General features: G+C 69.2%; 13 protein-coding genes. All 13 read left to right on the top strand.

What is annotated here, in order from left to right:
* The first annotated feature begins 55 nt into the window (after positions 1–55).
* The 13 genes from prmC (at position 56) to atpD (ending at position 13136) form a co-directional block, all read left to right on the top strand.
* The gene (prmC, locus tag Sri02f_RS19505; RefSeq protein ID WP_069770011.1) at positions 56–895 is read left to right on the top strand and encodes a peptide chain release factor N(5)-glutamine methyltransferase; all 840 of its coding nucleotides are present in this window, start codon (positions 56–58) and stop codon (positions 893–895) included.
* An 83-nt stretch (positions 896–978) separates the two neighbouring features.
* Positions 979–1626 carry an L-threonylcarbamoyladenylate synthase gene (locus Sri02f_RS19500; RefSeq protein ID WP_109002608.1) on the top strand — a complete coding sequence of 216 codons (648 nt, stop codon included), beginning with the start codon at positions 979–981 and terminating at the stop codon, positions 1624–1626.
* Positions 1623–2300 carry an arsenate reductase/protein-tyrosine-phosphatase family protein gene (locus tag Sri02f_RS19495; protein ID WP_109002607.1) on the top strand — a complete coding sequence of 226 codons (678 nt, stop codon included), beginning with the start codon at positions 1623–1625 and terminating at the stop codon, positions 2298–2300. The genes Sri02f_RS19500 and Sri02f_RS19495 overlap by 4 nt, the downstream gene beginning before the upstream one ends.
* Positions 2301–2583: 283 nt before the next feature.
* Positions 2584–3822: a serine hydroxymethyltransferase gene (gene glyA / locus Sri02f_RS19490; RefSeq protein WP_109002606.1), complete on the top strand. Its 1239-nt coding sequence runs from the start codon at positions 2584–2586 to the stop codon at positions 3820–3822.
* A 173-nt stretch (positions 3823–3995) separates the two neighbouring features.
* Positions 3996–5354 carry an MraY family glycosyltransferase gene (locus tag Sri02f_RS19485; RefSeq protein WP_109002605.1) on the top strand — a complete coding sequence of 453 codons (1359 nt, stop codon included), beginning with the start codon at positions 3996–3998 and terminating at the stop codon, positions 5352–5354.
* A gap of 479 nt (positions 5355–5833) precedes the next feature.
* Entirely contained in the window at positions 5834–6247 is a 414-nt protein-coding gene (locus tag Sri02f_RS19480; RefSeq protein ID WP_109002604.1) for a Cg1360 family ATP-synthase-associated protein, read from the top strand.
* A gap of 222 nt (positions 6248–6469) precedes the next feature.
* The gene (gene atpB, locus Sri02f_RS19475) at positions 6470–7279 is read left to right on the top strand and encodes a F0F1 ATP synthase subunit A (RefSeq protein ID WP_109002603.1); all 810 of its coding nucleotides are present in this window, start codon (positions 6470–6472) and stop codon (positions 7277–7279) included.
* Positions 7280–7354: 75 nt separating this feature from the next.
* Positions 7355–7600, top strand: coding sequence for an ATP synthase subunit C-like protein (locus Sri02f_RS19470; RefSeq protein WP_109002602.1), 246 nt, complete (start codon positions 7355–7357; stop codon positions 7598–7600).
* 46 nt (positions 7601–7646) lie between these two features.
* The gene (locus tag Sri02f_RS19465) at positions 7647–8195 is read left to right on the top strand and encodes a F0F1 ATP synthase subunit B (RefSeq protein ID WP_109003166.1); all 549 of its coding nucleotides are present in this window, start codon (positions 7647–7649) and stop codon (positions 8193–8195) included.
* Positions 8192–9013: a F0F1 ATP synthase subunit delta gene (locus Sri02f_RS19460; protein WP_109002601.1), complete on the top strand. Its 822-nt coding sequence runs from the start codon at positions 8192–8194 to the stop codon at positions 9011–9013. Before Sri02f_RS19465 ends, Sri02f_RS19460 begins: the two co-directional genes overlap by 4 nt.
* Positions 9014–9147: 134 nt before the next feature.
* Positions 9148–10737, top strand: coding sequence for a F0F1 ATP synthase subunit alpha (gene atpA / locus Sri02f_RS19455; RefSeq protein ID WP_109002600.1), 1590 nt, complete (start codon positions 9148–9150; stop codon positions 10735–10737).
* A 21-nt stretch (positions 10738–10758) separates the two neighbouring features.
* Positions 10759–11700, top strand: a complete 942-nt coding sequence (locus Sri02f_RS19450) for a F0F1 ATP synthase subunit gamma (protein ID WP_109002599.1) — start codon at positions 10759–10761, stop codon at positions 11698–11700.
* On the top strand, positions 11700–13136 hold the full coding sequence (gene atpD, locus Sri02f_RS19445; protein ID WP_109002598.1) for a F0F1 ATP synthase subunit beta: 1437 nt from the start codon (positions 11700–11702) through the stop codon (positions 13134–13136). The genes Sri02f_RS19450 and atpD overlap by 1 nt, the downstream gene beginning before the upstream one ends.
* Positions 13137–13172: the final 36 nt, after the last annotated feature.

The raw sequence follows: 13172 nt of genomic DNA, 5'->3' as shown, positions 1-13172 counted from the left end.
ACGGAGGACGCGCGTGCAGCAAAAATTTGGGGGACGTCCCCCAAGCCCCCGCAGTCTGCTGCTCGCTGAGGTAGCTCAGGCCACCCAGCGGCTGGCAGACGCCGGCGTGCCCTCGCCGCGCAACGACGCGGAGGAGCTCGCCGCGTTCGTGCACGGCGTGAAGCGCGGTCAGCTCCACTCCGTGCAGGACTCCGACTTCGACGCCCGCTACTGGGAGGTCATCGCCCGGCGCGAGCAGCGCGAGCCGCTGCAGCACATCACCGGACGGGCCTTCTTCCGGTACCTGGAGCTCCAGGTGGGCCCCGGCGTCTTCGTGCCGCGCCCCGAGACCGAGTCGGTCGTCGGCTGGGCCATAGACGCCGTGCGCGCCATGGACGTCGTCGAGCCCCGCATCGTCGACCTGTGCACCGGCAGCGGCGCGATCGCGCTCGCCCTCGCCCAGGAGGTGCCGCGCTCCCGCGTGCACGCCGTGGAGCTGTCCGAGGACGCCCTGCGGTGGACGCGCAAGAACATGGAGGGGTCCAGGGTCGACCTGCGGCAGGGAGACGCCCTGGACGCCTTCCGCGACCTCGACGGCCAGGTCGACCTGGTCGTCTCCAACCCGCCGTACATCCCGCTCACCGAGTGGGAGTACGTCGCCCCCGAGGCCCGGGACTACGACCCCGAACTCGCCCTGTTCTCCGGCGAGGACGGCCTCGACCTGATCCGCGGCATCGAGCGCACCGCGCACCGGCTGCTGCGCCCGGGCGGCGTCGTCGTCATCGAGCACGCCGACACCCAGGGCGGCCAGGTGCCGTGGATCTTCACCGAGGAGCGGGGCTGGGCCGACGCGGCCGACCACCCCGACCTCAACAACCGGCCGCGCTTCGCCACGGCCCGCAGGGCGATGCCGTGAGCGTCGTCCCCGATACTTTCGACCCGCAGCAGGACGCGCACCCACACGCGCACAGGTACTTCGTGTACGAGGAGGCCCGCTAAATGGCACGGCGATACGACACCAACGACGCGACCGACCGCGTGACCGGTCTGCGCGAGGCCGCGTCCGCCGTCCGCCGTGGCGAGCTCGTGGTCCTCCCGACCGACACGGTGTACGGCATCGGCGCCGACGCGTTCTCCTCGGAGGCCGTCGCCGACCTGCTGGCGGCCAAGGGCCGGGGCCGCAACATGCCCACCCCCGTCCTCATCGGATCCCCGAACACGCTGCACGGGCTCGTCACGGACTTCTCCGAGATGGCCTGGGAACTGGTCGACGCGTTCTGGCCGGGCGCGCTGACGCTCGTCGCCAAGCACCAGCCGTCCCTGCAGTGGGACCTGGGCGACACCCGCGGCACCGTCGCCGTCCGCATGCCGCTGCACCCGGTCGCCATCGAGCTGCTGACGGAGGTCGGCCCGATGGCGGTCTCCTCGGCCAACCTCACGGGCCATCCCTCGCCGGAGACCTGCGACTACGCCCAGGAGATGCTCGGCGACTCGGTCTCCGTGTACCTCGACGGCGGTCCGACCCCCGGCAACGTGCCCTCCTCGATCGTCGACGTCAGCCGTGAGGCGCCGCGGCTGCTGCGGGCGGGCGCGATCTCCGCGGACGAGCTGCGGAAGGTCGTACCCGACCTCGAGGTGGCGAATTGACAGCCCCTGACGCGGGGCGTGGCATAGGCAACGGGGAACGTGCCGCGGAGCAGACGACGACGTTCGGGTTTCCGCGCGACACCTTCCGCATCCTCCACGTCAGCACCGGCAACGTCTGCCGCTCGCCCATCACCGAGCGGCTGACCCGGCATTTCGTGTCGCAGCGGCTCGGGGTGCTGGGCGGCGGGCTGATCGTGGAGAGCGCGGGCACCTGGGGCCACGAGGGCGCGCCGATGGAGGCCAACGCGGAGACCGTGCTGGCCGACTTCGGCGCGGACGCCTCCGGCTTCACCGGCCGCGAGCTGCTCGACGAGCACGTCATCATGGCCGACCTGGTCCTCACGGCGACCCGCGACCACCGCGCCCAGGTCATCTCCATGGGCCACTCGGCGGGCCTGCGCACCTTCACCCTGAAGGAGTTCACCCGGCTGGTGAACGCCATCGACCCGGCCACCCTGCCCTCGCTGGACGAGGGCGTGGTGATGCGCGCGCGGGCCCTGGTCCGCGCGGCGGCGGCTCTACGCGGGTGGCTCCTGGCCCCGACGCCGGAGGCGGACGAGGTCTACGACCCCTACGGGGCGCCCCTGCCGTTCTTCCGCTCGATCGGCGACGAGATACACCAGGCCCTGGACCCGGTCGTCACGGCCCTGACGGGCGTGCCCGCCCGCACCTGACCCGAAGGAGCCCTCGACCCGAAGGAGCCCTCCGGCGTGCGCGATGGCCCGGCTCGGTCGGCGGAGCCCGCCGTGGCCGCCGCACCGGGGCTCCGGGCGGGTCGGGCCCGGGTCACCGCGGTGGCACCGGGTGCCGTCGGCTGCGGGCCGTTGGCCGTTCGCCGGGCGTCCGGCGGGTGCCGGGTCCCGTAGGCATGCGCCCGGAAGGGTGTGGAGGCCGCGCGCGGGGCCTGTGCCGGGCCTACATTGGACGTACGTCACCGTCGACGCCCCGGAGCGCATCATGTCGGTCACCCATGTCCCCGAGGCCGACGTCCTGCGCCGGCAGGACCCCGAGCTGGCCGAGATCCTGCTCGGGGAAAGGGAGCGGCAGGCGACGACGCTGCAGCTGGTCGCCGCCGAGAACTTCACCTCGCCCGCCGTGCTGGCCGCGCTGGGCTCACCGCTCGCCAACAAGTACGCGGAGGGGTATCCGGGGGCCCGCCACCACGGCGGCTGCGAGATCGTCGACGTCGCCGAGCGCATCGCCGTGGACCGCGCCAAGGAACTGTTCGGGGCCGAACACGCCAACGTCCAGGCCCACTCGGGGTCCTCGGCCGTGCTGGCCGCCTACGCGGCGCTGCTGCGGCCCGGCGACACCGTCCTCGCGCTCGGGCTGCCGTACGGCGGGCATCTCACCCACGGTTCGCCCGCCAACTTCTCCGGACGCTGGTTCGACTTCGTCCCCTACGGGGTGGACGCGGAGACCGGCCTCATCGACCACGAGCAGGTCCGGACGCTGGCCCGCGGCCACCGGCCCAAGGCCATCGTGTGCGGGTCCATCGCCTACCCCCGCCACATCGACTACGCCTTCTTCCGCGAGGTGGCCGACGAGGTCGGCGCCTACCTCATCGCCGACGCCGCCCACCCCATCGGTCTCGTCGCCGGGGGAGCGGCGCCCAGTCCGGTGCCGTACGCCGACATCGTCTGCGCCACGACGCACAAGGTGCTGCGCGGGCCCCGCGGCGGGATGCTCCTCTGCGGCGGCGACCTGGCCGAACGGGTGGACCGGGCCGTGTTCCCGTTCACGCAGGGCGGCGCGCAGATGCACACCATCGCCGCGAAGGCGGTCGCGTTCGGCGAGGCGGCGACGCCGGCGTTCGGCGTGTACGCCCATCAGGTGGTCGCCAATGCGAGGGTTCTCGCCGCCGCTCTGGAGAGTGAAGGGCTGAACGTCACGACCGGCGGGACCGACACCCACCTCATCACGGCCGATCCCGCCCCGCTCGGCGTCGACGGCCGCGGCGCGCGGGGGCTGCTCGCGGCCGCCGGGATGGTGCTGGACTGCTGCGCCCTGCCGCACGCGCACGCCCGCGGCCTGCGCCTGGGCACCGCCGCGCTGACCACGCAGGGCATGGGAGAGCAGGAGACGAGGCGGATCGCGGCGCTGCTGGCGGGGGTGCTGCGGGGAGAGGTCGAGGGCAAGAGGGCCCGCGAGGAGGTGCGCGATCTCACCCGCGCGTTTCCGCCGTATCCGGACTGAACCGGGGCAGGCGCGCCCCGTACGCACCCTCTCGCACACCCCCGTGCGCCCCGGCCCACAGCCTCACGTGAAACCATCGTCACTACCCGGCAGTCCTCACACATATGCGCCGTGCGGTAGACGATCGCTAGGGTGTGGGACTGAGATGGCCAGCGAGACCTGTGGGGAAGCCCGTGCGTGAATACCTGCTGACGCTCTGCATCACGGCCGCGGTGACGTATCTGCTGACCGGGCCGGTACGCAAGTTCGCGATCGTGGCCGGAGCGATGCCGGAGATCAGGGCCCGTGACGTGCACCGGGAACCCACTCCGCGGCTCGGCGGGATCGCCATGTTCTTCGGTCTGTGCGCCGGTCTGCTGGTCGCCGACCACCTCACCAACCTCAACGAGGTCTTCGAGAAGTCGAACGAGCCGCGCGCCCTGCTTTCGGGCGCGGCGCTGATCTGGCTGATCGGCGTCCTGGACGACAAGTTCGAGATCGACGCGCTGATCAAGCTGGGCGGCCAGATGATCGCCGCCGGCGTCATGGTCATGCAGGGTCTGACGATCCTGTGGCTGCCCATCCCGCTCGTCGGCACGGTCGCGCTCACCCAGTGGCAGGGCACCCTGCTGACGGTGGCGCTGGTCGTCATCACCATCAACGCGGTGAACTTCGTGGACGGCCTCGACGGCCTCGCCGCCGGCATGGTGTGCATCGCGGCGGCCGCGTTCTTCATGTACGCCTACCGCATCTGGTACTCGTACGGCATCGAGGCCGCCGCCCCGGCGACGCTGTTCGCGGCGATCCTGATGGGCATGTGCCTGGGCTTCCTGCCCCACAACATGCACCCGGCGCGGATCTTCATGGGCGACTCGGGCTCGATGCTGATCGGGCTGGTGCTGGCCGCCGGCGCGATCTCCATCACGGGCCAGGTCGACCCCGACGTCATGAAGCTGTTCTCCGGGTCCGAGCGCAACGCCGTCCACCAGATGGTGCCGGTCTACATCCCGCTGGTGATGCCGCTGACGATCATCGCGATCCCGGCCGCCGACCTCGTCCTGGCGATCGTGCGCCGCACCTGGCGCGGTCAGTCGCCGTTCGCGGCGGACCGCGGGCATCTGCACCACCGCCTGCTGGAGATCGGCCACTCGCACAGCCGCGCGGTGCTGATCATGTACTTCTGGTCGGCGCTGATCGCGTTCGGCGCGCTGGCCTACTCGGTCAACTCGGCCTCCATGTGGATCGTCCTCGGTGTCGTGGCGCTCAGCGCGGTCGGCCTCGCACTGCTTCTGCTGCCGCGCTTCACGCCGCGCACGCCGCGCTGGGCCGAGGCCTTCGTCCCGCCCCGCTACCGGCGGCGGCGGGAGCAGGCGCGGAGCGGGGCCGTGGCGGCGGCCGCCGCCGGACCGGTCGCCGTGGGAGCGGCCCCGGCCGAGCGGACGGCGGAGACGGTCCCGGCCCGCGAACCGGGCCCTCACCGCAAGCTGAACGGCAGTACCGCCCTGTCGGAGCGGACCGCGCGGGTGCGGACGCAGGAGCGCGAGCGGGCGTGAGGCGGCGCGAGCGGGCCGGCGTGTGCGCGCGCCGGGCCCGGGGCGCGTGCGCGGGCCGCGTACGGGCGCGGAGCGGCTTTTTCCCTCCCGGAACGAGGGGTGTTCAGTGATGACGGTGGGGCGGATGCGACCGCCGTCCCGCCTTCTCACTCACTCCCGACAAGGTAAGAATCTGACTAGAGCATTGCCAAGTCGTGGGGCAAATGCGGGCGGTCAAACGCTCCCAATACCAGACAAGCTCCCCGCGATTCCGCACAGACGCGCACTGTCACTCTCATGTGTGACAGTGGGCACACCTAGTAGGTAAAGACCTCATCAAATAGTTTGTGATACGGTTCACGAGTACCCCCGGACAGAGCTGACGGACCGCACCATGACGGTCCGTCGGAGCGAGGCGGCGTGAGGTCTGTCGCCCCTCGGACCGGGACTACGCTCGTCCATGACGACACCCTGCCCCCCTTGATTGCGGAGTTGCCGCCATGCAGTCCAACGACGTACGAACGCTCCTGCACTGTGCCCTGCCCACCGCTGTCGCGGGTGTGGCGGGAGTCGCGGTGAGCGCCGCCGTCGCCGGCGGCAAGGGAGCGCTCGGCGCCGTCCTCGGCACCCTGCTCGTCCTGCTGTTCATGGGGGGCGGACTGGTGGTGTTGTTGCGCACCGCGCGCCAGTTCCCTCATCTGTTCCAGATGATGGGGCTGTTGCTCTACACCACGCAGATCCTGTTGCTGATGATCGTCCTGATCACTTTCAAGGGGACCTCGGTCTTCGATCCGAAATGCTTCGCGTTCACACTGCTCGCCGCCACCCTCGTGTGGATCGCGGCTCAGGTGCGTTCGCACATGAAGGCCAAGATTCTCTACGTCGAGCCGGACTCCGCCCGGACGTCGTCGTGACCTGTAGGGCCGGTGTAAAGGGCCTTCCGCTCTTTTGCTATGGTCTCGCCACAACTGCGGCAGAGCTGGCGCGGGCGGCAAGCGTGCCTGTGACGTCTCACGGTTCGGAGCCCAGTCGCCGCCCCCTTATCCGCAAGTCCAGTCCAGTGCCGTCCCGCGGTCGCAGGCCGCGCCGACACATCGAGGTTGCCGTACCCATGCGCCACGCTGAAGGAGCTCGCGGTGAGTAACGCCAAGACGCTCGCCTTCGAGACCGACTGTCATATTTTCGACGGGTGCGGTTTCCCGACCCCCGGCCTGCACTCGTTCATGTTCGAGCCGCTCTTCACCGTCGGCGGCATCGAGTTCAACAAGCCGATGCTGCTCTCGCTGGTGAGCACCGTCGTCGTCATCGGGTTCTTCTGGGCGGCCTTCAACAAGCCGAAGCTGATTCCCGGCAAGCTCCAGATGGTCGGCGAGGCCGGCTACGACTTCGTGCGCCGAGGCGTCGTCTACGAGACGATCGGCAAGCGCGAGGGCGAGAAGTACGTCCCGCTGATGTTCGCGTTGTTCTTCTTCATCTGGATCATGAACCTGTGGTCGATCATCCCGATCGCCCAGTTCCCGGCCACCGCCGTGATCGCCTTCCCGGCCGGTCTCGCCGCTCTGGTCTACGTCCTGTGGATGAGCATCACGTTCAAGCGGCACGGCTTCGTCGGCGGCTTCAAGAACATCACCGGCTACGACCGTTCGCTCGGCCCGGTGTTCCCGATGGTCATGTTCTTCGAGTTCCTGTCGAACGTGTTCATCCGGCCGTTCACCCACGCCGTCCGACTCTTCGCGAACATGTTCGCCGGCCACGTTCTGATCCTGATCTTCACCATCGGAACCTGGTACCTGCTCAACGGCATCGGCATCGCCTACTCGGCGGTCTCGTTCCTGATGGTCCTCGTGATGACGGTCTTCGAGCTGTTCATCCAGGCTCTCCAGGCCTACGTCTTCATCCTCCTGTCCTGCAGCTACATCCAGGGCGCGCTCGCCGAGCACCACTGAGCACCCGCACCACCCACCCCAGAACTTCCGGTGGCCAACCCCCACCGGCCTGTGTAAAGAGAAGGAAGTTACGGCATGTCCGCTCTCGACACCCTCGCCGCGGTCCAGATCAAGGGCAACCTCGCTGCAATCGGCTACGGTCTCGCGGCCATCGGTCCCGGCGTCGGCGTTGGCATCATCTTCGGTAACGGCACCCAGGCGCTGGCCCGCCAGCCCGAGGCCGCCGGCCTGATCCGTCAGAACCAGATCCTCGGCTTCGTGCTCTGTGAGGCGCTCGCCCTGATCGGCCTGGTCATGGGCTTCGTCTACCCGAGCACCTGATCCGCGTCTGCGCTGACGAGAGAATTCCACGGAAGGAACTGATGTGATCTCGCCCTTGCTGCAACTCGCGGCTGCGGAGGAGGCCCAGAATCCTCTGATTCCCGAGGTCCCCGAGCTCGTCATCGGTCTGATCGCGTTCGCGATCGTGTTCTTCGTCCTGGGCAAGAAGCTCCTTCCGAACATCAACAAGGTTCTGGAAGAGCGTCGCGACGCCATCGAGGGCGGGATCGAACAGGCCGAGATTGCTCGCACGGAGGCCCAGAGCGTTCTGGAGCAGTACAAGGCACAGCTCGCCGAGGCCCGTCACGAGGCCGCGCGACTGCGCCAGGAGGCGCAGGAGCAGGGCGCCGCGCTCATCACCGAGATGCGCGCGGAAGGCCAGCGTCAGCGCGAGGAGATCGTCGCCGCCGGACACAGCCAGATCGAGGCCGACCGCAAGGCCGCCGCGTCCGCGCTGCGTCAGGACGTCGGCAAGCTCGCCACCGAACTGGCCGGCAAGCTCGTCGGCGAGTCCCTCGAGGACCACGCCCGGCAGAGCCGCGTCATCGACCGCTTCCTCGACGAGCTCGAGGAGAAGGCCGAGGCGTCTCGATGACCGCACACGGAGCGAGCCGCGAGGCATTCGCAGCAGCCCGTGAGCGTCTCGACGCGCTGACGGACTCCACGTCCGTGGACGCGGCGCTGCTCGCGCAGGAGCTGGCGTCCGTCACGGCGCTGCTCCACAGCGAGATCTCGCTGCGTCGGGTCCTCACCGACCCGGCGCAGGCCGCCGACCGCAAGGCCGAGCTGGTCCAGCGCCTGCTCGGCAGCCAGATCAGCGGTCCCACCGCCGATCTGGTGGCCGGCACGGTGCGCTCCCGCTGGTCGCAGTCCCGCGACCTGGTGGACGCGCTGGAGGAGCTGGCGAACATCGCCGACCTCACCGCCGCGCAGAAGGCCGGCACGCTCGACGACGTCGAGGACGAGCTGTTCCGCTTCGGGCGGATCGTCTCCTCCAACACCGAGCTGCGCGCCGCACTGACCGACCGGAAGGCCACCGTCCCGGCCAAGAGCGAGCTGCTGCGCAGTCTGCTCGGGGGCCGGGCCGACGCGGCCACCGAGCGACTGGTGACGCGCCTCGTGACCGCGCCGCGTGGACGTAGCCTGGAAGTGGGCCTCGAGTCCCTGTCCAAGCTCGCCGCGGAGCGCCGCGACCGCATGGTCGCCGTCGTCACCTCGGCGGTGCCGCTGAGCGACCCGCAGAAGCAGCGCCTCGGCGCGGCCCTCGCGAAGCTCTACGGCCGCAGGATGCACCTCAACCTCGACGTGGACCCCGCGGTCCTCGGCGGGATCCGGGTGCAGGTCGGCGACGAGGTGATCAACGGCTCCCTCGCGGACCGCATCGAGGACGCCGCCCGCCGCATGGCGAGCTAGCAGCAACTCAAGACCGCAGTACGAACTGATGGCGGCCCTGGTTGGGCCGTGCAGAGGATTCACCTCTTTCAGGGGGGAGTCCCCATCCCCCCAAAGTGAAACTTCGGGCCCAACAAGGAGAGCAGGGAACCCAGATGGCGGAGCTCACGATCCGGCCGGAGGAGATCCGGGATGCGCTGGAGAACTTTGTCCAGTCGTACAAGCCGGACGCGGCCTCGCGCGAGGAGGTCGGTACGGTCACCCTTGCCGGCGACGGCATCGCGAAGGTCGAGGGCCTCCCCTCGGCCATGGCCAACGAACTGCTGAGGTTCGAGGACGGCACCCTCGGTCTCGCGCTCAACCTCGAAGAGCGCGAGATCGGTACCGTCATCCTCGGCGAGTTCAACGGTGTCGAGGAGGGCCAGCCGGTCACCCGCACCGGAGAGGTCCTGTCCGTCGCCGTCGGCGAGGGCTACCTGGGCCGGGTCGTCGACCCGCTCGGCAACCCGATCGACGGCCTCGGCGAGATCGAGACGTCCGGCCGCCGTGCCCTGGAGCTTCAGGCTCCCGGTGTCATGGCCCGTAAGTCGGTGCACGAGCCGATGGAGACCGGCTACAAGGCCGTCGACGCGATGACCCCGATCGGCCGTGGTCAGCGTCAGCTGATCATCGGCGACCGCCAGACGGGCAAGACCGCCCTGGCCGTCGACACGATCATCAACCAGCGTGACAACTGGCGCACCGGCGACCCGAAGAAGCAGGTCCGCTGCGTCTACGTCGCCATCGGTCAGAAGGGCTCGACCATCGCCTCCGTGCGTGGCGCCCTCGAAGAGGCCGGCGCGCTGGAGTACACGACCATCGTCGCCGCCCCGGCGTCCGACCCGGCCGGCTTCAAGTACCTGGCGCCGTACACCGGTTCGGCCATCGGCCAGCAGTGGATGTACGAGGGCAAGCACGTCCTCATCATCTTCGACGACCTCTCCAAGCAGGCCGACGCCTACCGCGCCGTGTCCCTGCTGCTCCGCCGCCCGCCGGGCCGTGAGGCCTACCCGGGTGACGTCTTCTACCTGCACTCCCGTCTGCTGGAGCGCTGCGCGAAGCTCTCCGACGAGCTGGGCGCCGGCTCGATGACCGGTCTGCCGATCGTCGAGACGAAGGCCAACGACGTCTCGGCGTTCATCCCGACCAACGTCATCTCCATCACCGACGGCCAGTGCTTCCTGGAGTCCGACCTGTTCAACGCCGGTCAGCGCCCGGCCCTGAACGTCGGTATCTCGGTCTCCCGCGTCGGTGGCTCCGCCCAGCACAAGGCCATGCGCCAGGTCTCGGGCCGGCTCCGCCTCGACCTCGCCCAGTACCGTGAGCTGGAGGCGTTCGCCGCCTTCGGTTCCGACCTGGACGCCGCGTCGAAGTCGCAGCTGGAGCGCGGTCAGCGCCTGGTCGAGCTGCTCAAGCAGCCGCAGTACCAGCCGATGCCGACCGAGGACCAGGTCGTCTCCGTCTGGGCCGGCACCACCGGCAAGATGGACGACGTTCCGGTCTCCGACGTCCGCCGCTTCGAGAAGGAGCTGCTGGACTACCTGCACCGCAAGGAGCAGGGCCTCATGACCTCCATCAAGGAGGGCGCGAAGATGTCGGACGACACCCTCACCGCTGTTGCCGACGCGATCGCCGAGTTCAAGAAGCAGTTCGAGACCTCGGACGGCAAGCTTCTCGGCGAGGACGCCCCGGCCTCGGCCAAGTGACGTAAGGAAGGGACCTGACTCATGGGAGCCCAGCTCCGGGTCTACAAGCGTCGCATCCGATCCGTCACCGCGACCAAGAAGATCACCAAGGCGATGGAGATGATCGCCGCCTCGCGCGTCGTCAAGGCGCAGCGCAAGGTGGCGGCCTCCGCGCCGTACGCGACCGAGCTCACCCGCGCGGTCTCGGCGGTCGGTACCGGTTCGAACACCAAGCACCCGCTGACCACGGAGGCGGAGACGGCGACCCGTGCCGCGGTGCTGCTCCTCACGAGCGACCGCGGACTGGCCGGCGCCTTCAACTCCAACGCGATCAAGGCCGCCGAGCAGCTGACGGCGCGCCTCGAGGCGGAGGGCAAGGAGGTCGACACGTACATCGTCGGCCGCCGCGGTCTGGCCCACTACAAGTTCCGCGAGCGCGAGGTCGCGGAGTCGTGGTCGGGCTTCACCGACGAGCCCACCTACGCGGACGCGAAGAAGGTCGCGGGTCCGCTGATCGAGGCCATCGAGAAGGACACGGCGGAGGGCGGCGTGGACGAACTCCACATCGTCTTCACCGAGTTCGTCTCGATGATGACGCAGACGGCGCTCGGCGACCGTCTGCTGCCGCTCAGCCTCGACGAGGTCGCGAAGACCGAGACATCAGCGGCTACCGCCGCGGGGGCGCCGAAGGGCGAGATCCTTCCGCTGTACGACTTCGAGCCCTCGGCGGAGGACGTCCTCGACGCCCTGCTGCCGCGCTATGTGGAGAGCCGCGTCTACAACGCGCTTCTCCAGTCGGCAGCCTCGAAGCACGCCGCCACGCGGCGCGCTATGAAGTCGGCCACCGACAACGCAGGAGAGCTCATCGAGACGCTCTCCCGCCTTGCCAACGCGGCCCGCCAGGCCGAAATCACCCAGGAAATCAGCGAGATCGTCGGTGGCTCCGCAGCCCTGGCCGACGCGACCGCGGGGAGTGACAGGTAATGACGACGACAGTTGAGACGGCCGTTGCCACGGGCCGCGTCGCCCGGGTCATCGGCCCGGTCGTCGACGTGGAATTCCCCGTCGACGCCATGCCGGAGATCTACAACGCCCTTCACGTCGAGGTGGCCGACCCGGCCCTCGCCGGCGAGAAGAAGACGCTGACCCTGGAGGTCGCCCAGCACCTGGGTGACGGCCTGGTCCGCACCATCTCGATGCAGCCCACCGACGGTCTGGTCCGCCAGGCCCCGGTCACCGACACCGGCACGGGCATCACCGTCCCGGTCGGCGACTTCACCAAGGGCAAGGTGTTCAACACCCTCGGTGAGGTGCTGAACGTCGACGAGACCTACGACGGTGAGCGCTGGTCCATCCACCGCAAGGCCCCGCGCTTCGACGAGCTCGAGTCGAAGACCGAGATGTTCGAGACCGGCGTCAAGGTCATCGACCTTCTCACCCCGTACGTCAAGGGTGGAAAGATCGGCCTGTTCGGCGGTGCCGGCGTCGGCAAGACGGTGCTCATCCAGGAGATGATCTACCGCGTCGCCAACAACCACGACGGTGTCTCCGTGTTCGCCGGTGTCGGCGAGCGCACCCGTGAGGGCAACGACCTCATCGAGGAGATGGCCGACTCGGGCGTCATCGACAAGACCGCCCTGGTCTTCGGTCAGATGGACGAGCCCCCGGGCACCCGTCTGCGCGTGGCGCTGGCCGGTCTGACCATGGCGGAGTACTTCCGCGATGTGCAGAAGCAGGACGTGCTGTTCTTCATCGACAACATCTTCCGCTTCACCCAGGCCGGTTCCGAGGTCTCGACCCTGCTCGGCCGTATGCCCTCCGCGGTGGGTTACCAGCCGAACCTGGCCGACGAGATGGGTCTCCTCCAGGAGCGCATCACCTCGACCCGTGGTCACTCGATCACCTCGATGCAGGCGATCTACGTCCCCGCGGACGACCTGACCGACCCGGCCCCGGCCACCACCTTCGCCCACCTCGACGCGACGACGGTGCTCTCCCGTCCGATCTCCGAGAAGGGCATCTACCCGGCCGTGGACCCGCTGGACTCCACGTCCCGGATCCTGGACCCCCGCTACATCGCGGCGGACCACTACAACACCGCGATGCGCGTCAAGACGGTCCTGCAGAAGTACAAGGACCTTCAGGACATCATCGCGATCCTCGGCATCGACGAGCTGGGCGAGGAGGACAAGCTCACCGTCCACCGTGCCCGTCGCGTCGAGCGCTTCCTGTCCCAGAACACCCACGTCGCCAAGCAGTTCACCGGCGTCGACGGGTCGGACGTCCCGCTGGACGAGTCGATCACCGCGTTCAACGCGATCATCGACGGCGAGTACGACCACTTCCCGGAGCAGGCGTTCTTCCTGTGCGGTGGCATCGAGGACCTGAAGGCCAACGCCAAGGAGCTGGGCGTCTCCTGAACTCCCTGAGTTCGCAGTGAGCCCCACGGCTCACGT

It is taken from the genome of Streptomyces rishiriensis, assembly GCF_003112535.1.
GTDB classification, from domain to species: Bacteria; Actinomycetota; Actinomycetes; order Streptomycetales; family Streptomycetaceae; genus Streptomyces; species Streptomyces rishiriensis.
The sequence above is the reverse complement of the archived record's forward strand: the minus strand, read 5'-3'. Positions and strand labels throughout refer to the sequence as shown.